17 protein-coding genes, 1 tRNA gene and 1 pseudogene are annotated in these 22,831 nt (G+C 72.1%); 5 read left to right on the top strand and 14 right to left on the bottom strand.

Annotation, left to right across the window (positions count from 1 at the left end):
• Window positions 1–25 precede the first annotated feature (25 nt).
• Complete coding sequence (locus BLV39_RS09140) at window positions 26–610, bottom strand: hypothetical protein (RefSeq protein ID WP_239083993.1); 585 nt, start codon at window positions 608–610, stop codon at window positions 26–28.
• A gap of 264 nt (window positions 611–874) precedes the next feature.
• Window positions 875–1,681, bottom strand: coding sequence for an SURF1 family cytochrome oxidase biogenesis protein (locus tag BLV39_RS09135; protein WP_090789243.1), 807 nt, complete (start codon window positions 1,679–1,681; stop codon window positions 875–877).
• A gap of 143 nt (window positions 1,682–1,824) precedes the next feature.
• Here BLV39_RS09135 and BLV39_RS43580 point away from each other — a divergent pair, with 143 nt between their 5' ends.
• On the top strand, window positions 1,825–4,593 hold the full coding sequence (locus tag BLV39_RS43580) for a cobyrinic acid a,c-diamide synthase CobB (protein WP_090789241.1): 2,769 nt from the start codon (window positions 1,825–1,827) through the stop codon (window positions 4,591–4,593).
• On the top strand, window positions 4,590–5,159 hold the full coding sequence (locus BLV39_RS09125) for a GNAT family N-acetyltransferase (protein ID WP_090789239.1): 570 nt from the start codon (window positions 4,590–4,592) through the stop codon (window positions 5,157–5,159). The genes BLV39_RS43580 and BLV39_RS09125 overlap by 4 nt, the downstream gene beginning before the upstream one ends.
• 11 nt (window positions 5,160–5,170) lie before the next feature.
• Here BLV39_RS09125 and BLV39_RS09120 read toward each other — a convergent pair whose 3' ends face one another.
• The 10 genes from BLV39_RS09120 to BLV39_RS09075 all read right to left on the bottom strand — a co-directional run bounded on the left by BLV39_RS09120 (window position 5,171) and on the right by BLV39_RS09075 (window position 16,574).
• Window positions 5,171–6,727 (bottom strand): ATP-dependent DNA ligase, encoded by a 1,557-nt coding sequence (locus tag BLV39_RS09120; RefSeq protein ID WP_090791294.1) that lies wholly within the window; start codon window positions 6,725–6,727, stop codon window positions 5,171–5,173.
• 610 nt (window positions 6,728–7,337) lie between these two features.
• Window positions 7,338–7,709 carry a VOC family protein gene (locus tag BLV39_RS09115; RefSeq protein ID WP_090789237.1) on the bottom strand — a complete coding sequence of 124 codons (372 nt, stop codon included), beginning with the start codon at window positions 7,707–7,709 and terminating at the stop codon, window positions 7,338–7,340.
• Between the two features lie 74 nt (window positions 7,710–7,783).
• A complete protein-coding gene (locus BLV39_RS09110; RefSeq protein WP_089254827.1) occupies window positions 7,784–7,990 on the bottom strand; it encodes a hypothetical protein in 207 nt (68 codons plus the stop codon).
• Window positions 7,991–8,042: 52 nt separating this feature from the next.
• A complete protein-coding gene (locus tag BLV39_RS09105; RefSeq protein ID WP_090789235.1) occupies window positions 8,043–9,413 on the bottom strand; it encodes a dipeptidase in 1,371 nt (456 codons plus the stop codon).
• Window positions 9,414–9,445: 32 nt separating this feature from the next.
• A complete protein-coding gene (locus tag BLV39_RS09100; RefSeq protein ID WP_090789233.1) occupies window positions 9,446–10,561 on the bottom strand; it encodes a M48 family metallopeptidase in 1,116 nt (371 codons plus the stop codon).
• A 227-nt stretch (window positions 10,562–10,788) separates the two neighbouring features.
• Entirely contained in the window at window positions 10,789–11,364 is a 576-nt protein-coding gene (locus BLV39_RS09095) for a uridine kinase family protein (protein WP_090789231.1), read from the bottom strand.
• A complete protein-coding gene (locus tag BLV39_RS09090; protein ID WP_090789229.1) occupies window positions 11,361–12,893 on the bottom strand; it encodes a cobyric acid synthase in 1,533 nt (510 codons plus the stop codon). Before BLV39_RS09090 ends, BLV39_RS09095 begins: the two co-directional genes overlap by 4 nt.
• Window positions 12,890–13,879, bottom strand: coding sequence for a cobalamin biosynthesis protein (locus tag BLV39_RS09085; protein WP_239084013.1), 990 nt, complete (start codon window positions 13,877–13,879; stop codon window positions 12,890–12,892). The genes BLV39_RS09090 and BLV39_RS09085 overlap by 4 nt, the downstream gene beginning before the upstream one ends.
• 53 nt (window positions 13,880–13,932) lie before the next feature.
• The gene (solA, locus tag BLV39_RS09080; protein WP_090789227.1) at window positions 13,933–15,117 is read right to left on the bottom strand and encodes an N-methyl-L-tryptophan oxidase; all 1,185 of its coding nucleotides are present in this window, start codon (window positions 15,115–15,117) and stop codon (window positions 13,933–13,935) included.
• Window positions 15,118–15,212: 95 nt separating this feature from the next.
• Window positions 15,213–16,574, bottom strand: coding sequence for an NAD(P)/FAD-dependent oxidoreductase (locus BLV39_RS09075; RefSeq protein WP_090789225.1), 1,362 nt, complete (start codon window positions 16,572–16,574; stop codon window positions 15,213–15,215).
• Window positions 16,575–16,627: 53 nt separating this feature from the next.
• Here BLV39_RS09075 and BLV39_RS44050 point away from each other — a divergent pair, with 53 nt between their 5' ends.
• Window positions 16,628–17,293, top strand: a complete 666-nt coding sequence (locus BLV39_RS44050; protein WP_239083999.1) for a TetR/AcrR family transcriptional regulator — start codon at window positions 16,628–16,630, stop codon at window positions 17,291–17,293.
• Here BLV39_RS44050 and ssb read toward each other — a convergent pair.
• Window positions 17,218–17,754, bottom strand: a pseudogene (gene ssb / locus BLV39_RS09065) (single-stranded DNA-binding protein); the annotation flags it as partial. The gene BLV39_RS44050 and the pseudogene ssb overlap by 76 nt on opposite strands.
• 179 nt (window positions 17,755–17,933) lie before the next feature.
• On the opposite strand from ssb, the gene BLV39_RS09060 reads away from it, so the two are divergent.
• Window positions 17,934–18,986, top strand: a complete 1,053-nt coding sequence (locus tag BLV39_RS09060) for an alpha/beta hydrolase (protein WP_090789219.1) — start codon at window positions 17,934–17,936, stop codon at window positions 18,984–18,986.
• Between the two features lie 689 nt (window positions 18,987–19,675).
• Window positions 19,676–19,751 (top strand) — tRNA-Arg (locus BLV39_RS09055).
• A gap of 248 nt (window positions 19,752–19,999) precedes the next feature.
• Here the strand turns inward: BLV39_RS09055 and BLV39_RS43570 are convergent.
• Window positions 20,000–22,726 (bottom strand): TROVE domain-containing protein, encoded by a 2,727-nt coding sequence (locus BLV39_RS43570; protein WP_090789216.1) that lies wholly within the window; start codon window positions 22,724–22,726, stop codon window positions 20,000–20,002.
• Window positions 22,727–22,831 lie beyond the last annotated feature (105 nt).

The following is a 22,831-nucleotide window of genomic DNA, read 5'->3' as shown; positions in this document are numbered from 1 at the left end:
ACCCAAAGAAGCGGTGTGGCATGCCTCACAAAGCGGCGAGCGCCCGCACGTAGTTGACCTGCTGGTGCAGGTACTGCACCTGCTCCTGGTTGGTCACCGCGTTGCGCGCGACATATTGATGTCGACCGTTGCTCACGGTGACCTGCACCGTTCCGCGGTGGACGGTCTCCTTGACCAGCAGGAACAGCAGACTGAACACGGTCAGCACACAGAAACCGAAGATCGCCGTGAGCACCGCCCAGGTCGGCGTCTTCTGCTCGGTGTGCCAGAAGTCGTTGACCTGCCAGGTGGACCCGGCGAGCGGGAAACTGCCGGCCGGCGTGTGCACCAGCTTCGAGGTCACCTGAATCTCACCGATCTGCGCGACGACCGTCGCGTCACCACCGGGCGGGAACGGCCCAGGCGGGGGCCCGGGCGGCGACACCGGCGGACCGCTGGTGGGCTGGGGCGGCCCGCTCACGGGCTGCGGTGGCGGGGCGTAGACAGGCCCGGGATCAGAGGTCGGGTCCGGCATCGGCCCGAGGTCAGGCGTCGACCACGGGTCGGTCGGCGGCGGGAACTGGCCTGGCTCCCCCGCTCCGGGAAGCGGCAGCGTCGGCTCCGTGCCCATCACGCACCCCCTCGTCGCGCGGCTACTCCCCCGGCACCTTACTGCCCAGCGCCGACAACCACGCGCCACGACATCAGGCGCTCCGGTCAAGTTCCCATCGTGGATGCCCAACGCAACCAAGCCCGCGCCGCGACATGCCGGCGCCGCCGACAGGTTCCCTCTCGGTGGACGTCGGGCAGCAACAAGCCCAGGCCCGCGACATGCCAGCGCCGCCGACAAGTTCCCGTCCGTAACGGCTGACCGCGACAAGCTCGCGCGGCGAGGTCAGGTGGTGCTGGCGAGTTCTGGCTCTGTGGCTGCGCGGTCGCCGCGGTCGCGGGGTCCGCGGGCCTCACGACGGGCGGCCCAGCCGAACGCGAACAGCGTCATCACGCCGAATAGCCACCACTGGACCGTGTAGCCGAGGTTGAGCCAGTCGTTCTCGTAGTTCGGCGGGACCGCCGTGAAACCCGCGTCGGCCGTCGGCACCTGGTGGTCGAGCTGCACGAACGCGCCGCGCACCGGGTAGGGCAGCTCAGCCGCGATCGGTGGCACCGCGATGCGCCGGGTCTCCAGCTTGCCCTCGGCGCGGTCGACCGCCGTGCCGCGGCTCTCGGAGAGCTTGACCGCGCCGGTCACGGTGACCTGGCCGGTCGGGATCGGCGGCACGGTGGGCTGTGCGTAGGCGCCGCCACCCGGCACCGCCGGCACCCAGCCCAGGTCGACCAGCACCGCCGACCCGTCGGATAGTCGGAGCGGGGTGACGATCTCGAAGCCGACCTTGTTGTCGACGGTGCGGCCACGGACGAGGACCACGTTGGCCGGGTCGTAGCGCCCCGTGACCGTCACCCGGGTCCACTCGGACGTGGAGCGCGGCCCCGGACCCGGAGTGCCGGTGGTGCCACCCGGCGTGACCACCGTGTCCAGCGCCACCGGCGTAGCGGTGCCCGTCACGTCGATCCGGTGGTTGACGCTTTTGCGCAGCTCGTAACGCCCGTGCTGCCAGTTGCCGAGCAGCACCATCACCGTGGCGGCGACCAGCGCGAGCGCGAGGAAGCCCAGCCAGCGGGGGGTCAGCAGGAACCGGTACACGCCAAGAGGCTACTGCGGGGGTATGACGGGATTTCTGGGCGGTCACCCCGCGTACCAGATTCGTCGATGTGTCGTCAGCCTGATGTTGTCGGGCGCATTAGGTATCGTCGGACGGCTCACCTTTTTCCGCCGAGGAGTCGCCGATGTCCGCCGTGCCCCGGGTGGTGGTCAGCGCGCCGTCGTCCGGCCACGGCAAGACCGCGCTGGCGGTCGGGCTGCTCGCCGCGTTCGCCGGCCGCGGCCTGTCCGCCGTCGGGTTCAAGGTCGGCCCCGACCACACCGACGCGGCCTATCTCGGCGCCGCCGCCGGCACCCCCGGGCGCAACCTGGACCCCCGGCTGGTCGGCGCGCACCGGGTGGCCCCGCTGTTCGCGCACGCGGCGCAAGGCGCCGACATCGCCGTCGTCGAGGGCACGATGGGCCTCTTCGACAGCCTCGCCGGCCGGGTCGAGACCGACTCCACCGCCGGCGTCGCCGCCGCCCTCCGCGCCCCCGTGATCATGGTCGTCGACGTCGGCGCCATGGGCCAGTCGGTGGCGGCGCTGGTGCACGGCTTCCGCGCGTACGACGAGTTGACCTGGCTCGGGGGTGTGATCCTCAACCGGGTCGCCTCCGACCGCCACGAGCAACTGCTCCGCGAGGCGCTCGACGACATCGGCGTGCCGGTCTACGGTGCGCTGCGCCGCCGCGACCTGCCGTCCACGCTGCCCCCGCGGCACGAGGGCGTGGTCCCGGTGCTGCACCGTGAGGTCGAGGCGCTGCGCGGCATCCGCCGCCTCGGCGAGTCGATCGCCGGCGCCGTCGACCTCGACGGCCTGCTCGCGCTCGCCCACTCCGCGCCCAACCTGCCGGCGACGCCCTGGTCACCGGCCAGTGAGCTGGCGCTCGCCCCGGACGACACCGCCGCCGTCCTGGTCGGCCGCCGCCCGATCGTCGCGCTCGCGGGCGGCTCCGGGCTGTCCTTCACGTACGCGGAGACGCGCGAACTGTTGGAAGCCGCCGGCGCCACGGTCGTCCCCGTCGACCCACTCCGCGACGAACTGCTGCCCGAGGGCACCGACGCCCTGGTCATCGGGGGTGCACTTCCGGAGGCGTACGCGGAGGAGCTGTCCGCCAACCGCCGGCTCTGCGCGGACGTGGCCGACCTCGCCCGTTCCGGCCGCCCGGTGGTCGCCGAAGGCGCCGGCCTGCTCTGGCTCGCCCAGTCGTTCGACGGGCGCCCGATGTGCGGCGTGCTCGACGCGACCGGCAGCACCGGCGACCAGATGATCGTCGGCTACCGCGACGCGACCGCGCGCTCGACCACCGCGGTGGCCGAGGTCGGCGCCCGGGTGGTCGGCTACAAGCAGCACCGCGGGGTGGTCAACCCGCGGGCCGGCCAGACACCCGCATGGACCTGGAACAACGGCACGCCCGAGGGCTTCGTCTGGCGCCGGGTCCACGCGTCGCAGCTCAGCCTGCACTGGGCCGGCTTCCCGGAGATCGCCCGCCGGCTGGTGCTGGCGGCCCGGCCCGGCGACGGGCCGACGCCCGCCGGCTCCTGGGCGCAGCCGACCGGTCCCGTGCCGGTGGTCGGCGGGCCGCGGGACGAGGTCGGCGCGCTCGACTACGGCACTTCCCCCGCGGAGGGTGCACCGCGGCTGCGGGCCGTGCCGGCTAGCGTTTCGGCCGCCGAGACCAACGAGGCGCCGTCCGCTTCCAATCCGCCCCGCCTGCGGGTCGTGCCACCGCTGACCGAGGCCGGCGACGACCCGACCGATGGACGCGGGTTCGACGCTGTCGAGCAGGTGACCGACGGTTTCGGGTTCGCCGGAGTTCCGGGCGCGCGGGCCGGCGCGTCGATGGGCGACGGCTACGTGATGCCGCCCGGCGAGCCCGTGCCGCCGGCGGACGCGGTCGAACCGCGTCGGCCGGGTGGTGCCGAGTTCGGGTTCCCGGTGGGTCGGGGCGGCCGGCCTGAGGTCGGCAGTGGGTTCGGTTCGCCGGTGCGGGCGGGTGGTGGGCCGACGCCGGTTCCGGGCGACGGGGGCGGTTCGAGCGCTCCGGCGTCCGCGGGCGGTTTCGGTCCTGGCCCGGCTTCGGGCTTGCCGGCGTACGGCTCCGCGTCTCCTGGATCGCCGCCGCCCTTCGCCGCGCGTGGTGGCGGGTCGGCCGGTCAACCGTCGGGGATGCCTGCCCTCGATGGCGGCTTCGACCAGCGCGGGGCTCCGGGAGCGGTCTCGAGCGTCCCCGCGTACGGGGGCGAGTTCGGTGAGGGTGACCCAGCAGGGTCCGAGTGGGCTGGCGGCGGCTTCGCTCCGAACGGACCGGCCGCGTCCGAGTGGCCGGGCGGCGGGTTCGGCCCGCCGGTGTCCCCAGGGCAGCCGCCGACAAACTCCGCTCATGGCGACGGCTACGGGCCAGCCGTTACCGATGCCCGCGGCCAGGCGGCACCCTTCCCGGCGCCGGGCGGCGGGTTCGGCCCGCCGGTGTCCCCAGGGCAGCCGCCGACAAACTCCGCTCATGGCGACGGCTACGGGCCAGCCGTTACCGATGCCCGCGGCCAGGCGGCACCGTTCCCGTCGCCTGGCGGCGGCTACGGACCTGCGGGTCAGCCCTCCCCGTTCCCGGCGCCGGCCGCGCCGAGCCACGGCGGTTTCGGCTCGCCGAACGACGGCGGTGGGCCGCAGCAACTAGCGGGCGGTCGGCACCCTGCTGACGGCCGGCCGACTGGCCAGTGGGTAGTGGCGCCGGTCACGGGTGGGCAGCCCGGACCCGGTGGCAGCGACCAGACGTTGTCGGGACGGGCATCGGTCGACGGGGCGCTGGACGGTGGCACGGCCGAGGTGCCGGCGGTGCAGGTGCGGGCGCCACAACCGCCGCGTCAGGGCGGCGGCGGGCGGATGCGGGACGAAGACGGGGGGATCGTGTGAGGGGCCAACTTCCGCTGCGCAAGTTTCCGGTGCTGCGGGTCTCGACGCCGCGGGTGCACGTGCGCCAGCTCGCCGACGACGACGCCAAGCCGGTCACGGAGATCTTCGCGGACAAGCAGACCCAGCGTTGGCTGCCCTTTCCACGCGACTTCGGCCAGATCGACGGCACCTCGTGGTGCACGGAGATGGCCCAGGAACGGCGCGACAGCGGCGCGGGCGACCACTACGGCATCGTCCGGCGTGAGGACGACCGGTTGGTCGGCTGCCTCTGGACCAAACGCACCGACTGGGGTGCCAAGGTCACCGAGATCTCGTACGCGGTCGCACCCGAGGCCCGTGGCTTCGGCGTCGCGCCGGAGGCGGTCGACGCGCTCGCGATCGCGCTGATCCTGGAGCACGGCTTCCAGCGCATCGAGCTCCGCGTCGCACCGGGCAACACGGCGTCGCGGCGGGTGGCGGAGAAGGCCGGCTTCAGCTACGAGGGGCTGCTGCGCAACGCCGGCCACGTACACAGCGACCGGGTCGACCTGGAGGTCTGGTCGTTCGTCGCCGCCGACCTGCACTGACCCGTCGGCGGTCACGGCGTGATCGGCCGCCCGGCGTGGATGGCCAGCACGGTGTCGATCGTGTCGGCCTCGTCGGCCGTCTTGTCGTCGCGGTAGCGCAGCACACGCGCGAACCGCAACGCCACGCCGCCCGGGTAGCGCGGGCTGGTCTGCACCCCGTCGAAGGCGATCTCGACGACCTGCTCGGGCCGGACCCGGACCACCCAGTCGCCCTTGTCGACGGCCAGTTCCTGGAACCGCTCGGTCTGCCAGCGCAACAACTCGTCGGTCAACCCCTTGAAGGTCTTGCCGAGCATGACGAACCCGCCGGTACGCGGATCGCGCGCGCCGAGGTGCAAGTTGGACAACCAGCCCGTGCGCCGCCCGCTGCCCCACTCGACCGCCAGCACGACCAGGTCGAGCGTGTGCCGCGGCTTGACCTTGACCCAGGCGGCACCACGCCGCCCGGCGTCGTAGGCGGCGGTCGCCGCCTTCACCACCACGCCCTCGTGGCCGGCGTCGAGCGCCTTCGCGTAGAACTCCTGCGCCTGCTCAGGCCGCTCGACCATGGTCCGCGGCACCCGCAGCGACTCCGGCAGGGCCGCCTCGAGCGCCGCCCAACGCTCGACACCCGGTGCGTCGAGCAGGTCCGCGCCGTCGATGTGCAGGACGTCGAAGAAGTACGGCGTCAGCGTCACCCCGTCAGCGGCCGGCGCCGTGGGAGCGCCGCGCCGCGCCCCCCGGGTCGCCGCCCGACTCGCGGTCTCCTGGAAGGGCCTCGGCCGCCCGTCGGCGTCGATCCCGATCGCCTCACCGTCGAGCACGATGTCCCGCGCGGACAGCGAACGCACCGCCGCCACCACCTCGGGCAGCCGCGGCGTGATCTCGTCGAGGCTGCGGGTGAACACCGCCACGTCGTCGCCGGAGCGGTGCACCTGGATGCGAATCCCGTCGAGCTTCACGTCGACGGCGGCCGGCACCCCGGTGGCACCGAGCGCCTCGTCGACACTCGGCGCGCTGGACGCCAACATCGGCGCGAGCGGCCGCCCCACCCGCAGGGTGAACTCGGAGAGCGCGCCCACCCCGCCCTCGAGCGCCGCGACCGCGACGGTCTTGAAGTCACCGACCAGCAGCAGCGCCCGCCGCACAGTCGGCCCCGGCACGTCGGCGGCCCGCGCGATCGCGTCGGCGAGCAGCCCCGCCTGCGCACCCTGCCGCAGCTCACCGCTGAACAGGCCACGCAACATCCGCTGCTCGTCGACGGTGGCGGCGGCGAACAACGCACCCAGCAGGCCCTTGCGCCGCGCCTGCGAGCCGCTCCCGCTGACCGCGGAGATCTCCGCGATGGCCGCGTCGACCGCCCCGACAGTCAACGACGGCTGCTCCGCCGGTGGCGGCAGGTCGCGTAGGCCCGCATAGCCCACCCCCGTCTGCCGCTGCCGCAACTCACCCGCGAGGTAGGCCGACCCCGCCTCGACCTCGGAGGGCTCGAGCGCACGGAGAGCGGCCGCGAGCAGATCGACCTTGGCGAGCCGCTTCGAGGTGGCCGCCACCCCTGCGGAGGTCGCGGCAAGATCTGCGAACAGCATCTCCACATCCTGACACCCGGGTACGACAACCGTCGGCCACCGAACCCGACCGACCTCGCCGACACCGACGGACCGAGACCTTCGAGGCCCGCACCGATCAACGCAACACCGCCCGCCGGCGGCAGCCACGGGGATGCCGGCCCACGGGCCGGCATCCCGCAGCTACAAGCCTGCTGGACAGCCCCATTGCCCACCCGCCCACGCTGCGCCGGACGCACGCGCGGTCGCCTCGCCACAAGCGCGCCGCCATGGTCCGCAAAACGACCGCCCCGCCGACGACCGCTCGCGGCCACCGCACCGCACGCACATCGACCGCCTGCGCCCGAATGCGGCCACGGCCACACCCCACTGCAGACCGCAGGCGGCCACGGCCACACCGGCCACAGACCGCGCGCTGCCGACGAGGCACGGGCCCGCCACGGCGCTCAACGCGGCCGACTCACCACAAACCCGCCGCCGCGCGTACCCATGCCGCGCGCCCGCCCCTGGGCAGGCGCCAGCAGCGGCGCCGCGGGCGCGCGTCGTGCGTCCAGCGGGCAGACACCGCCAGCCCGCGGACACCAACCCCCGCGGTCTCGCCCAGGCCCGGCAACTACGCAGGCGGTGCCGATCAGCCCCGGGGTGGCATCTGCTGGAGCGACCAGGTGTTGCCGTCCGGGTCGGCGAAGTAGACGAAGTGGCCCCACGCCTGGATGTCGACCTCGCTCGCGTCGACGCCCTTGCTGAGGAGCTCCTCGCGGGCCTTGGCGGCGTCGGCCACGACCACCTGCAGGCCCTTCTGGGAGCCGGGCGCCATCTCGGTGACGCCGGTGCCCAGGACGACGGAGCAGGCAGAGCCGGGTGGGGTCAGCTGCACGAAGCGCAGGTCAGGGTTGACCTGGTGGTCGTGGTCGGCGTTGAAGCCGCACTGGTCGACGTAGAACGACTTGGCTCTGTCGACGTCGGTCACAGGGATGGCTACGAGCTCAATCTTCCAATCCATGGGCCGACGTTAGCGAGCGGGTGCGACAGATTTCCCGATCGTCGGGGGTCGGCCAGGGCCGACCCCCGAACGGGTCAGGCGGCGACCGGCTCTTCGATCCGTAGGCCGCGGGCGCGAACGCCGTCGGCGACCTTGGCGAGCAGGGCGTCGAGGGCGCATAGGTTCACCGACAGCTCGCCGAGCTGTTCGCGGAGGGCCTCCTCCGACCACGCGGAGACATCAAGGTCTCCCAGTGCACTGACCGCGGCGCCGAGCCGCGTGATGGCCTCGTTCGTACTCATGTTCGATAGCGTAGGGCATACCTCTGACAAAAGAGGCCCAGAGATCGAAGAGTCACCCAGCCGTGCCGCGCGCGGCCTCCGCCACGTTGGCGAACAGCAGCGCCTCCGCCAGGCAGACCCGCTGGAACTCGGCCAGGTGCAGGCTCTCGTTGGGGCCGTGCGCCTTCGAGTTGGGGTCCTCGACGCCCGTGACCAGGATGGCCGCCTCCGGGAACATCTCCTGGAACGTGGCGATGAACGGGATCGAGCCGCCGACGCCCATGTCGACCGGCTCGACGCCGTCCCAGGCGGCCCGGAACGCCGAGCGGCCGGCGGCGAACATCGGCCCGCTGGTGTCGATCTCGCACGGCAGGCCGTCGGACTCCAGCACCACCGACGCGACCGCGCCCCAAGGGGTGTGCTTCTCGACGTGCTCGATGATCGCCGCGTACGCGTGCTTCGGGTCCTCACCCGGTGCCAGCCGCACGCTGACCTTGGCCTTGGCGGTGGGAATCAGCGCGTTGGGCGCGCCCGCGGTCGGCGGCGCGTCGATGCCGAGGATGGAGACCGTCGGGTGGTTCCAGATCCGGTCGGTGAGCCGCCCGGTGCCGATGAAGGTAACCCCGTCGATCAACCCGGCCTCTTCCCGCAGCCGGTCCTCGGGGTAGTCGACGACCGCCGTGTCACGGGATGCCAGGCCGGCGATCGCCACGTCGCCCGCCGCGTCGTGGAAGGTGGCGATCAGCCGCGACAGCACGGTCAGCGCGTCGGGCACCGCGCCGCCGAACATGCCGCTGTGCACGGCCGCCTCCAGCACGCGTACCTCGACGAAGCAGTTGACCAGCCCGCGCAGCGAGGTGGTGAGCGACGGCACCCCGATGTCCCAGTTGCCCGAGTCCGCGATCACGATGACGTCGGAGCGCAGCGTGTCGCGGTACTGCTCCAGCATCCCGCCCAGCGACTCCGAGCCGAACTCCTCCTCGCCCTCCACGAACACGACGACGCCGACCGGCAGCGCGTCGCCGAACGCCCGCAGCGCGGCGACGTGCGCCATCACGCCGGCCTTGTCGTCGGCCGCACCGCGGCCGTAGAGCCGCCCGTCGCGCTCGGTGGGCTCGAACGGCTCGGACTTCCAGAGCGAGAGGTCACCGACCGGCTGGACGTCGTGGTGCGCGTACAACAGCACGGTCGGCGCGCCCTCGGGAGCCGGGCGGTGACCGATCACCGCGGGCTGCCCGCCGTTGCGCACGATCGATACGTCGAGGCCACAGCCGCGCAGCAGCTCGGCCACCGCCTCGGCGGAGCGCTCGACCTGACTGAAGTCGAAGCCATCGAAGGCGATGCCGGGGATGCGGATCAGCCGTTCGAGGTCGGCACGGACGCCGGGCATCTCGCGCTCGATCGCAGCGCGCAGCTCGGACTCGGTGGGGATGGCAGCCGTCATCCCGTGATCGTAAGCCGCCCCAGATCAGGCGCTCACCCGCCGTTCGGAGTCGGGTCCTCGGGGCGGGCCTGCGGCCCTCGGGCGGCCCGCCCGGCGGCGTCGGCGGCGTTGGACACCCAGGTGCGTGCCCGGGCCGCGCCGGTGCCGGCCCAGTCGCCCAGGTCACTGGCACCGTCGCCGAGCCGGCGGAGCAGGCCGACCAGTGGGTCCTGGGTGCGACCGAACGCGTCACGGTAGGACGCGGCGGCGGCCTTGATCTCTTCGCTGACGCTGGCGTCGCGGTCGTCGTCGCGCCGCGGGTATTCGCCGCCGAGGATCCGGGCGTATTCGCCGGAGTCGATCCAGCGGCGCAGATCGGCGGCGCGGGCGACCGGGACCGGGTGGCTGCTCCACGCGGTCATCCGGATCTTGTGGAAGCTGTCACGCAGGTCGCCGCCGCCGTCGTAGTCGGCCGCCTGTTCCAGGAACGCCGCCGTGTCGATCTGGCTGAGGTCGCCGCCGCCGGCGAGCTTCATCAGCAGCCGCAGCGCGGCCGCCGGGTCCTGGTTGGCTAGCAGGCCGGCGCGGTCGGCGGAAAGCTCGGCCTTGCGCCACCACTCCAGCATCGCCGCGATGATCGCCCGCAGCGCGATCGCGCCGACCGGCAGCCAGCTCAGGTTGGCCGCCCACCGGGTCAGGATCATCAGGATCGTCTTGTAGACGGCGTGCCCGCTGCGCACGTGGCCGATCTCGTGCCCGAGCAGGGTCCGTAGCTCTTCGTCGTCGAGCTGTTGGATCGCGCCCGAGTTGAGCACGATGAACGGCTTGTCGAGCCCGATCGCTTGGCCCCCGATCATCGGCGACTGCCGCACGAACAACTCGGGTAGCTCAGGAAGGTCGAGCGTCTGGGCGGCCTCGGTGTAGAGCGTGTAGACCCGGGGATATTGCCGGTGGTCGACCCGGATCGACGATGCCAGGTAGGTCAGCCGGAACCCGCGCTCGTTCCACATGCCGAAGAACGCCTTGACCACGTCATCGAAGCCGCGTAGCTCGCGTAACGCGGTCAGCGCGCCCCGGTCGGCCGGATGCTCCCAGGCGCGTGAGCTGATGCCGGTCAGCACCACGCGGCGGCGCACGGGAAGCGCGTCACCCTGCTCGGAACTGGTCATGGGCTCCCCCGGGTCGCCGCTGCCTGTCGTTCAACCAGCGTGCACCACGGCACGGCGTGCGTCTATGCCTGTGGATAACCACTGACCGGTCGGATATCCACATCCCGACGACTAGATCAGACCCCGCGAGCCCAAGATCAGCAAAGCCTCCCAGGGGATACGCGCGACCGTGCGACCGACGCACGAAGGAGCACGCGGGTCAACCCCTGTGGACGACACCGCACCGATCACCGGTCGAGCAGGACTGGCTCCTTGTGCCAGACACCGGACACCACGACGTCCGCGTGCGCCGCGGTCCGGTCCTCGGCGAAATGGCGGTTCTCGCGGCGACGCCAGCGCAGCAGGTCGGGACGGGTCCCGGCACCGTCGCGCTCCAGGGACCGCCGAAGACGCAACCGGCCGGGCGCGGTCACGAAGATGGCGAACGTCAGCTCAGACCCGGCCCGCATCGACCCGAAACCCTCCAGCACGACCACGGGCGCCGCCGGCACCGGAACCCACGGACCGACGAACGCACCCCGTTCCCAGTCGTAGCGGCGATGCCGGCCCGCCCGACCCGACCGCAACGGCGCCAGCACCAACTCGTCGAGCCGTTCCCAATAGGCGAACTGGTCGTCCCACCCGTCGAGGAAGTCGTCGGTGTGAACCAAGGGAACGTCGCCGAGAGCGGCCCGGAGCCGTTCGGCGAACACGGTCTTGCCCGCACCGCTCGGGCCATCGACCGCGACCAGCCGGGTCTGCCCCAGCCTCGGCCGCCGCCGCAGGATCCGCCGCGCGACACCGTCGAAAGTGGACGCCCTCACGGTGCGCCGGGCGGCACGAACGGCAGCCCGTCCGGCGCTCCCCGCTCGACCAGCCGCCACAGCGCGTCCGTGTCGAGGTGTTCCTCGACCAGGTCGCCGAGCAGGTCCAGGGTGCGCTCCCGGACAGCGGCGAACACCGTGTCAGGAGCCGGTGCGAAGCCGGTCCGGCCCGCCAGCCGCGCCGCCTCGGCGAGGAAACCGCGGCGGAACGCGTCGGACTCGAAGGCGCCGTGCCAGTGCGTACCGAACACCGCACCGTCCCGGGCGCCCTCCGGCCGACCGTCCAGATAGGTCAGCAGCGGTGCCGGGGGCGCGCCCGCGGACACGTACCCGTGATGGATCTCGTAACCGCGCACCGGCACGCCGCCCTCGGCCGTGCCCGACGCGAGCGTCACGGTCTTGCGGGGGTCGAAGGTGACCTCGATGGGCAGCAGGCCGAGCCCGTCGACGGTGCCCCGGCCGCTCTCGACGTCGTCGTGGATGGCGCGCGCCAGCATCTGGTAGCCACCGCAGATGCCGAGCACGGGCCGTCCCGTCGCGGCCCGGCGACTGATCACGTCGGCCAACCCGGTCTCCCGCAGCCAGCGCAGGTCGTCCACGGTGGACTTGCTGCCCGGCAGCACGACCAGGTCGGCCGCGGCGACGTCGGCCGGCTCGATGGTCAGCCGCACCCGCACGCCGGGTTCGGTCGCCAGCGCCTCGGCGTCAGTCGCGTTGGAGACGCGCGGCAGCCGCACCACGGCCACGTCGAGCCATTCGCTGCCGTGCGGCGCCGCCGGTCGCCCGAGCGTGCTGCCGTAGGCGAGCGAGTCCTCGGCGTCCAACCAGAGATCGAGATGCCACGGGAGCACGCCGTACGTCGGCCGACCGGTGACCCGCTCCAGCATGTCGATGCCCGGCTGGAGCAGCCCGCGGTCGCCGCGGAACTTGTTGACGACGAACCCGGCGACGAGGTCCTGGTCGGCCTTGTCGAGCAGCGCGACCGTGCCGAACATGGCGGCGAAGACACCGCCGCGGTCGATGTCGCCGACCACCACGGTGGGCAGGCGGCCGTGCCGGGCGAGGCCGAGGTTGACGAAGTCGCTGTCCCGCAGGTTGATCTCCGCAGGGCTCCCGGCGCCTTCGCACACGATCACGTCGTACTCGGTGCGCAGTTGGTCGAAGGTCGCGAAGACCGTGCCGGCGAGCCGGGACTTGAGCGCGCGGAAGTTGCCGGCGTCGACCCGGTCCACCGCCTCGCCGAGCACGACGACCTGACTGGAGTGGTCGCTGCCGGGCTTGAGCAGCACCGGGTTGAAGCGCACGTCGGCCGGTATCCCACAGGCGGCGGCCTGCATCGCCTGCGCCCGCCCGATCTCGCCGCCGCGCCCGTCCGGCCCGACCACGACGGCCGAGTTGTTGGACATGTTCTGGGCCTTGAACGGCGCCACGCGTACGCCCTGCCGGCGCAACCAGCGGCAGATGCCGGCGGTGACGACGCTCTTGCCGGCGTCGGAGGTGGTGCCGGCGACCAGCAGGCCGCCGTTCATCGGCCGACCACCGCTCGGGGTCGACGTCGAGGACGGGCGAAGGCGGCGGCCGCCGCGAGCGCGACCGAGGCGAGCCCGACCGTCCCCGACAGCTTCGCGGCCCGGCTGATGTGGCGGAAGTCGGGACGCGGCCCGTCACCGAGGTACGGCCTGGTCTCGCTGCGTCCGAAGTAGACGTTGCGCCCGCCGAGCCGGACCCCGAGCGCGCCGGCCATCGCAGACTCGCACTGGCCGGCGTTGGGGCTCGGGTGGTCGGCCCGGTCGCGCCGCCAGACCCGCAGGGCTTCCGCACGCCGACCCCGCACCTGCGGCGCGGCCGCGACGGTCAGCAGCGCGGTCAGCCGGGCGGGGCCGAGGTTGAGCACGTCGTCGAGCCTTGCCGCCGGGGTGCCGAACCGGGCGTACCGCGCCGACCGGTGACCCACCATCGCGTCCAGGGTGTTCGCCGCGCGGTAGGCCAGCAGCCCCGGCACGCCCGCGACCGCACCCCACCAGAGCGGCGCGACGACCGCGTCGGAGGTGTTCTCGGCAACCGATTCGACGGTCGCCCGGGCCAGTTCCGCCTCGTCGAGCGCGGCCGGATCGCGGCCGCACAGGTAGTTCAGCCGCCCGCGCGCACCCGGCAGGTCGCCGCCGCGCAGATAGCCGGCCATCCGTCGCCCCTCGGCACGCAGCGTCCGCCCGCCGAGGACGGTCCAGGTCGCCGCCGCGGTCACGACGAAACGGGACACGGGGTGCCCGCGTGTGGCGAGCGCCGCCGCCACACCGAGCGCCGCGGGCGCACCGACGGCAATCAGCGTGTACGCGGCCCCCGCGCGCCGGTTGTCGCGGTAGACCCGGCGTTCCAGGCGCTGCGCGAGGGTGCCGAACCCGGCAACCGGATGGAACCGGCGCGGGTCACCGAGCAACGCGTCCAGCCCGTACCCGGCCAACAGCCCGGCGGCGTCTGCCACCCGCCCGCCGAGCGCCACCCGATCCACCGCCAGCCATCCCACATGATCACCCTAGCGGCCGGCTCGTGGCCGCCTCGGGGACCGCCTCAGGCGGCCTTCGCGGTGAACCGACCCGGCGCGAACTGGTCGATGTTGTGCAGCGTGTGGCCGGTCTGGACCAGGTCGGCGAGGATCTCGCCGATGACCGGGGCGAACTTGAAGCCGTGCCCGGAGAAGCCGGCCGCGAGGGTCACCGTGGAGGCCTCCGGGTGCGGGCCGAGGATGAAGTCGCTGTCCGGTGTCATCGTGTAGAGGCAGGGCTTGGCCTCGAGGTATTTGGCGTCGGCCAGCGCCGGCAGCCGCCCGGCCAGCCACGACAGCATCGTCGACAGGTCGTCGGGTGTCGCCGAGGGTGCGCCGAGCTCGGCGTCCGCCGGCCGCTCGCCGGTGTGGAACGCGGCCTTGACCACGGCACCCACCCCCGGCCCCAGGTCGTGCAGGTCGGCGGGCGGCGCGAACGCGGGTATGCCGTACCCCACCTGGTCGTCGGACGGTTCCCAGATCCAGACCGGGCACCGCCCGATGGCGAAGACGTCCGACGGCAGCCAGTAGTGCTGCAAGCGGCTCTCCAGCGTGACCGGCGTGCCGCGCATCTGGAGCAGGTCGGCCGCCCACGGCCCAGGGCAGACGACGAGCCGGTCGGCCTCGATCGTGTCGCCGTCGACCCGCACGCTCACCCCGTCGGCGGTGGCGTCCCAGCCGCTGGCGGTCGCGCCGTAGCGCAACTCGGCGCCGGACAGCTCGGCCAGTCGCAGGTGTGCGCTGATCGCGGCCTCGGGGCGGATGATGCCGGCGGCCCGCTCGTAGAGCCCGACCTCGTCGTCCGCCGGATTGAAGGCCGGAAACCGCCGCCGGATCGTCTCGGCGTCGAGCACTTCGTGGTCCAGGAAATGGGCGCGCGCGGACGCCAACGCACCGGACACCTGAGTGGAGTCCTCACGGCCCACCATCAGCCCGCCGGTTTGCGTCATCAGCTCGACGCCGGCCAACTCGCCGAGCTGATCCCAGAGCTCGTAGGCGCGCAGCACGAGGGGCACATAGGCATGACCCTCGGCGTACGCCTGACGAATGATCCGCGAACCGCCGGCGTGCTCACCGCGCCCGTGCGGCGGCGTGAACCGGTCGATTCCCAACACCCGAATTCCACGGCTCGCCAGGTGGTATGCGGCCGCCGCGCCCATCGTGCCGAGCCCGACGACGATGACCTCGGGCCGGCTGCGGGTCGTTTCCATTCCGGCAGCCTAGACGCAACCGCACGTTCGGAAGCGGACAGGAGATGCGTAATCCACCCTGACGCGTCGCCCATTTCGGAGCACAACATGGCTGGTCACCCCCGGTTCTCCCTCGCGGGTAGCGCCGGCGCCGCTTTCGGGTGGTCTGGCGCCGCTTGAGCCGAGGCCGGCCTGACACGCCGACGCTTTATCTGGGCAGCGCGGACCGGTCGCCGGCACAGCCGGCGCCCGACGCCGGTGCTGAGCCGGCCGAGCACGTTTCCGGCGCGCAGGTACTCGTCGTAGCGGTCGGCCCCGGCCAGCACGCTGAGGAAGCGCGTGGTCTCCGCCGGGTCGTCGGCGATCGCGGCCAGCAGCAGCCGCTGCGCGGCCGAGACCCGCAGCGTGGCCAGGGACCTGGTCATCTGGTAGATCGGCAGTGCGGCGGCATCGCGCTCCCGCTGGTAGCCGGCGAGCGCGTCGTCGAGCCGGCCGCCGGACCCGAGGCCCCGCACGATCGCCGCCGCGAGGATCTCGGCATCCCGGAAGGCGTTGCTGATGCCCTGACCCGCGACCGGGTCCATCACCACGCCGGCATCGCCGACCAGTGCCCACCCCGGGCCGTGCGCCGCCCGGAACTGGTTCGGCACGTCGGGCGCCAGCCGGAACGGCTCGGCCCGGACCCCTGACCGGACGCGGTCGCCGAGGTCACCGCCGCAGCGGTCGAGCGCGGCCTGGTAGCTCGCCCCCGGATCGGCCCGGAACCGGTCGAAGTCGGCCAGCGGCGCGAACAGCGCGACCATCGCGAGCCCGTCGTTGGTGGGGAACGCCGGAACGGTCAGCCCGGGCCGGACGTGGATCTCGCCAACCGGCAGGTCGACCCCGGACCAGTAGGTGTAGCACGCGAACGTCGCCGGCGGCCGCACGTGGTAGCTGGTCGCGCCGACCGCCTCGGCGATCGTGGATCGCTTGCCGTCGGCACCGATCACCAGCCGGGCCGTTGCGGTGATCCGGCTGGTTGAGGGGGCCCTCCCCCTCCCCTCCCCGCGTTCTCTGCCGCGGATGCCGGTTATCCGGCCGTTGGCCTCGCGGGTCAACTCCTCGACCGCGAAGCCTTCGCGGACCTCGGCGCCCGCCTCTCGGGCGGCGTCGACCAGGGCCGCGTCGAGCAGCGTGCGGCGCGGCCCATAGAGCGCACCGACCCCGTCGACCGCCGGATAGTGCCCGTGCAGCACCGCCCGGCGGCCGGCGTCGACCCGGACCGTCGGCACCGCCGGCGTCACTGCCGCGATCCGGTCGAGCACGCCCCACCGCCGCAGCCGGGCGATGCCGGGCACCTGCACCTGGTGCGTCGAGAGGGTGTCGCTCGGGAAGCGCGCGCGGTCGACGGCCAGCACGCGCAGCCCCGCCCGGGCCAGCAGCATCGCGGTCGCGGCACCGGCTGCCCGGGTGCCGACGACGATCACGTCATGGTCCATGAGGCCTCCTCCATACGGAACCGTATGGAGAGACCATACGGTAGCGTATGGCTGTGCGTAAACCCCGTCTTGGACGCGATGACTGGACCGCCGCGGCGCTCACCGCGATCGGCGAGCAGGGCCTGGCCGGCGTGGCGGTCGAGCCCCTCGCCGCCCGGCTCGGCACCACCAAGGGCAGCTTCTACTGGCACTTCGCCAACCGGGACGCCCTGCTCGCGGCCGCCCTGAGTAGCTGGGACGAGACGTACACCGACGCGATCCTGCGCACCGTCGACGCGGAAGCCGATCCGACCGCCCGCCTGCGCGCGCTGTTCGTCGCGGTGACCGCCTCGGAGCGGGCGCCGGTCGAGGTGCATCTGCACGCCGCGGCCGACCACCCGGCGGTGGCGCCGGCGATGCGCCGGGCCGTGGCCCGGCGGACCGCCTACATCACCGCGCAGCTCACCGCGCTCGGCTTCGACCAGGCCGAGGCCGAACGCCGGGCGCTGTTCGCGTACGCCACCTATCTCGGCCACATCCAGCTCGTCGTCCGAATCCCGGAAGCGGTGCCGCAGGGTCCCGCGCTCGAGGCCTACCTCGGCACGGTGTTGGCCGCCGTGCTGGGCAACAGCAAGACGGCGGCCAACAGCAGTCAGGCCGGCACCGGCTCCTCCTCAGGTATGGCGGCGGGCAGGTCGGCCAACTCCGAGTCGTCGAACAGCTCGGCACTGTCGCCGTAGCGGGCCGGCACGTCGTCGTCGGCGACCTCCTCGGTCGGCTCGCCGCGGGCCCGCATCGCGCCCTCGTCGTCATCGAGCTCGCTGGTCGCGCCGGCGCCACGGGTGCGGATGAACCGGGCCTTGCCCCGGGACAGGTCATGGCCGACGGCGACGGCCTCCACCTCGTACGACGTGCGGTTGTTGCCCTCGCCGTCGGCCCAGTCGCGCGTGTAGAGGCGGCCGACCACCACGACCGGATCGCCGGTCATCACCGAGGACGCGATCCCCTCCGCGAGCCGCCTCCAGCAGGTCACGCGTACCCGAAGGCTGTTTCCGTCGACCCAGCGGTCGTTGTCACGGTCGAAGCGGCGAGCCGTCGACGCGACCCGGAAGCTGGCCACGAGCGTGTTGGTCTTGGTGGTGCGGCGCCACTCGGGCGCGGTCAAGACATTCCCGACTAAAGTTACATAAGTATCGAACATCATCATCTCCACAAGACGGCTGAACAGCGGGCGAGTCGACTCGGAGCACCAGCCTCGCGGAGAGGCAAGGCAGACGCCACGGGACGGACTGACGGCTGTGGATAACTGGCCGACTGTGGAAAACCGAACGATCAAGTTCGGATGTGCTACGCGAGCGGTAAATTCGGGGCGTGACAGACGTGGAGATAGACGTCCTCGGCAAGCCGTACGAGCGCCGGGTCATCGACCTCGGTCACGACGACGAGGGACCACTGATCGCGACGCTGGTCAGCCGGCGCACCGAGCGCTCGACCGGCCGTGCCGTCCTCTACGTGCACGGCTTCGTCGACTACTTCTTCCAGACCCACCTCGCCGACTTTTACGTCGACCGCGGCTGGGACTTCCACGCCATCGACCTGCGCCGCTACGGCCGCAGCCTGCTGCCGCACCAGACCCCGAACTTCACCACCGACCTCAGCGAGTACTTCACCGAGCTAGACATCGCCGCCAAGTTGATCGGCGCCGACACGCTGTTGGTCAACGGCCACTCCACCGGTGGCCTGGTCGCGTCGCTGTGGGCACATGCCCGGCGTGACCGAAAAATGATCGATGGTCTCTTCTTGAACAGTCCGTTCTTCGAGTTCAACATGCCCTGGCTGATGCGCGGCCCCGCGCTCGCCGGCGTCGCCCGCCTGGGCCGACGCCGCCCGCGCCGACCCGTACCCCGTGGGCTCGAAAGCCTCTATGGGCAGAGCCTGCACATCAACTATCGCGGCGAGTGGGACTACAACCTGGCCTGGAAGCCGATCGAGGCATTCCCGATCTACGCCGGTTGGGTCGGTGCGATCCGCTCCGCGCACCGCCAGCTCTGGGCCGGCCTCGAGATCCCGGCACCGATCCTCGTGGCCTGCTCGACGCGCACGTTCCGCGGCGCGAAATGGCACGAAAGCATCAACGTGGCCGATGCCGTCCTCGACGTCGAGCACATCGTCCGCTACGCGCCGCGGCTCGGCCAGCACGTCACCCTGGTCCGCATCGACGGCGGGCTCCACGACCTCACGCTCTCCGGACCCAAGCCCCGCGAGCACCTGTTCACTGAGGTGGGGCGTTGGATCGACGCGTACGTGACTCCCACTGACGGGGGTCCGGCGGTGGGCGCCGGCGGGGCGGATAGTCCGGATCTTGATAGTCGGGTTCCGGGCGCTGGCGCGGCGGCTGCCACCGGGGCGGCGCAGGATCAGGTGCCGAGCTGACCGGCCGAGGCCCCGACCAGCCCTGAGCGGCGCGCGGATCCCCTCTCCAGCCGGGTTCCGGCGGTCGGGGGCCGGGCCGCCGGCCGGCGAGCAGCGGCTGCCACTCCCCCTGGCGCCACACCAGCAGCTCACGGCTGAGCGGATGCCGGTCGCCGGCCATGAAGACCCGCTCGATCGCCCGCCGCGCCTTGTTAAGCCCGGGCGGTGACTCGCTGCCGGTGATAATCACGACATCCCGGGCCGGAACCCCGACGACCAACTCACCGGGTACGCGCGGCGCGATCTCTTCCCAGAACTCCTCGGCGAGCAGCACGCTGGACTCCAGGCCCTCGAACGAGAGCATCAGCGCTGGTGGCCGGCCGTGAATCTGCGCCCTGCGCAGGTTGTCGTAGAGGTGGTCGATGGCCACCCGCCGCAGCGTGCGCCGGTTGATGGCCAACCGATCAAGATCCGACCAGCTGACCAATCTCTCCCCGAACGGAGGACCGAACGAGTAGGCGACGGCGATACCCTCCGTGAACTCGTCGAGCACGTGCCCCTCGTCGACCGAGCGATCAGCGGTCGACACCAGGAGCGGTAGAAAGCGGGTGCTCGTCACCTGCACGCGTGGAAACCTAATATGTGCAGGCGAGATCGTCACGCCCTGGCTGTCCGTCAATTCGACCGACACGGGGTGCGACATCCGCCAAGCGCTCGTAGCTCAGTGGATAGAGCAGGGGTCTTCTAAGCCCAGGGTCGCAGGTTCGAATCCTGCCGAGCGCACCAACGGTCCCCGTCCGAGCAGGTCGGGCCCGGCGATGGACGACGACCCAGGATCGCGGCCGTCCAGCTTGACCGAGGTCGGCCGGGAGGATCCACAAACCTCTCTTGACCCGTCAGCTCGCGCGAAAAGCGACACCCAGGTGTCGTCTTACGTCCCTGGTGAGGGCAACCGTCCGCGTACGCGAGCGGGAGCACCGCCGGTAAGCCCCTGAGTCCGGCGGCCGCGGTGAGCCCGCGGCCGCCGGAGACGCTCATCCGCGCACCCACGGCCAGTCGGCGTCGCGACCCGCCGAAAGCAGCGGGATCATCCGGAACGCCTGGTCGGTCAGACCGCCTAAGGTGTGCCGGTTGCCCGACCCGGACGGCGCGTGCCCCATGCGGTACCCGGCCAGGTTCCACGTGAACATCGGCACCGACGCCGGGACCGCGCGGTCGACGTTGCCGCCGGCCGCCGCCTGCTCGTCGGTGACCACCACGACCCGGTCGTGGCGGGCGAAGTGCCGCCGGAGCGCACCGGAGGTGTCCGTGCCGTTGCCCATGAAGAACCCGCCGGCCTGCCACCGCTCGATCGAGCGCAGCAACGACTCCCCCGCGACGAGCGGGAAGACCTTCGTCGACGTGGAGAACGAGACCACGTCGGCGGCCGCGCACCGCTGGGCGAGCGCGACGCCGAAGATGACCGCCGCGTCCCACCGCCGCAGCGTCCCGTCCTTACTGAAACCGGCATTCATCGAGTACGAGGTGTCGACCAACACCAGCGTGCGGCCGGGCAACGCCGGGACCGACGCGAGCGAGTGCCCGATCGCCTGCTCGAGCGGGTAAGCCCAACGAAGCGACGGCACGGCCCGGTAGGCCGACAGGAACCGCATCGGAAGCTGCCGCGACGCCGCGACCTGGGTCGGGTCGGCCAGCCGCGCGGCCACGACGCCCGCGACCTCGTCGGAAACGCCCGCCTGGTCGAGGTTGCGCAGGTTCCGCAGGCAGTTTCCCGTTACGACGCCGTTGGCGACGAATGCCGAGGACTGATCGACCGCCACGCAATAGACCTGGGCGGCGAAGGGCTCGCTGATGCCGACGATGCGGTCCTGTTCCACGTTCTCGACAGGCGTAGCCGGCATTAGAGCTGCTGCCTCCGCGAGCCGGTCTGCCTTCACTGTGTGCCGAAGCGCGAGGACGTCGTTGGCTCGCCGGATTGAGGCCGCCCGGTTGACCGACACGATGTGGATGTCATTCGCCCGAACGCCGGCTTTGGAGAAGCGGCCAGGGCGGGCCCGGTGGGCGCGCACGTTGCTCTGCATGCCGAGCCGCTGAAGGGCGTCGGCCACCTGGTAAGCCATTGTCTCCGAGATCGTGGCGTACTCGATGGAGGCGTGGAGGGTGCCCTTCGGGTTGGTACGGATGCGAACGTGCCCATCGGTGTCGATGAGACCAGAAAGTGCGCCGATCCAGAACTCCCGGGACAGCGGCCGGTTAGGAAAACGCTTCTCGCCAGACTTCAGGCCCCACACTCCGTAGCGCCGCAACACGTCAGTGGCTGGGTTCATCTTCCGGACCAGCGGGTACGTGATCCTCCATTTGCGCTCACCGCACTTGGCGAACACGCAGCCGAGCTTCCCGGCGTAGTCGGAAAAGAACTGAAACATGTTCGCCCGCGACGGCTCGTCGACCTGAGCGAACTCTGGTGTGCCGAAGTTGGTCATGCAGCCGTCGCCGAGCATCGCCCCAACGAAGTATCCGTCTGCCGAGTCGCCGTCGTCGCCCCAAGCGTTGACACCGATCGGGGCCGGTATGCCATCTCCGACCTCGAGGTCCGCAGTCGTCACCCACTCCCACGACTCCCGGCGATCGTTGCGGCGCCGCTTTACCCAGCGGTGATCGAGAGTCGCCGACACCGAGCGGCCCGAGACGAAGTCGATCCGAACGACCGGATGCTCGCCCATCGACAACCACGCGGAAGGGAGGGCGGGCACGATGTCGCCCATCGTCCGGTCGCGGACGGGTCGGCCTGGGCCGTGCCGCACAGCCGAAGTGTCGAACGGGCGGGACGGGGCCAGGACGGGCAGGCGGCGAGCCACCACCTGCTCGATGGGCTTCGTGGTTCCGTCGGGCATCCAGATCTCGGTGCCTTCCGCGAGGCACGCCATGTAGCCCATGCCCGGAACGAGCGCGGACCACAGCGCCGCCTTGTCGAGGCGGTCTCCGGCCAGCGACAGCATGTCCTCCCAGGTCATGCCCGCGGCCCGCAGCCGCTCGGCGTCGAGCAGCACGCGTGGGTCAGCCGCCGCGGCCTGCCGGAGCTCGCTGTTCGCGGCGAGCATCGGCAGCGACTCCCGACGTACCGCGTCGCGGTGGTGGCGTCGCTCGAGCGCGGCCTGGAACAGGTCCCCCTGCCAGGGCGCAGCCGGGGCCGGGTGGACGAGGTCGATGACGTCGGCGAACCGGAAGCCCTTGCCGGCGGTGTCGTACTTGAGGAGCCCGTACTCCGTGTAAAGGCGCGCGATCGCGTCGGCCACACCGCGCTTGACCGGCTTCGGGATCGCCCGGCCGTAGCGGGACGTCCAGTACGCCAGGGCCTCGCCCGGCTCGTCCGGCCGCTTCAGCACCGCGGCGACGAGCTGACGGCCACCCGGCACACCGGCGTCGACGAGCGCGCGGGTCGCCTCGAGCGCGCCGACCAGCGACGCGGAACGCATGTTCGCGTCGGAGCGCAGCCAGCCCAGGAAGCCGGCCACCCACGGCGGGTCGGCGACGGCGACTTCGCGGACGAGCCGCACGAAGCGGCTGTCGCGGTCGCTCGCCGACTCGTAGAACGTGGCCTCGCCGACCATGTTGGTCACGGCGAGCAGGAAGAGCTCGGACTTCTGGTCGCGGGCGAAACCCGGAGCGCCCTCGTACGTCCGGCCGGTCGACACGGTCGCGGTCGTGACCGGACTCGAACCGGTCGCCGTACGCGTCGCCGTGCTGTTGAACTTCGACATGGGTTCGGTCCCTCCGCCGCAGGGAGCCGCGTTCAGATGGGGGTGCCCGAGATCAAGTCGGTCCGGCGGTCATTAGGTGCTCTGCCGATTGAGCTACGCCGGCCC

The sequence above is a fragment of the Asanoa ishikariensis genome (genome assembly GCF_900107455.1).
Taxonomy (GTDB): domain Bacteria; phylum Actinomycetota; class Actinomycetes; order Mycobacteriales; family Micromonosporaceae; genus Asanoa; species Asanoa ishikariensis.
This window is presented reverse-complemented; position numbering and strand designations above follow the sequence as displayed.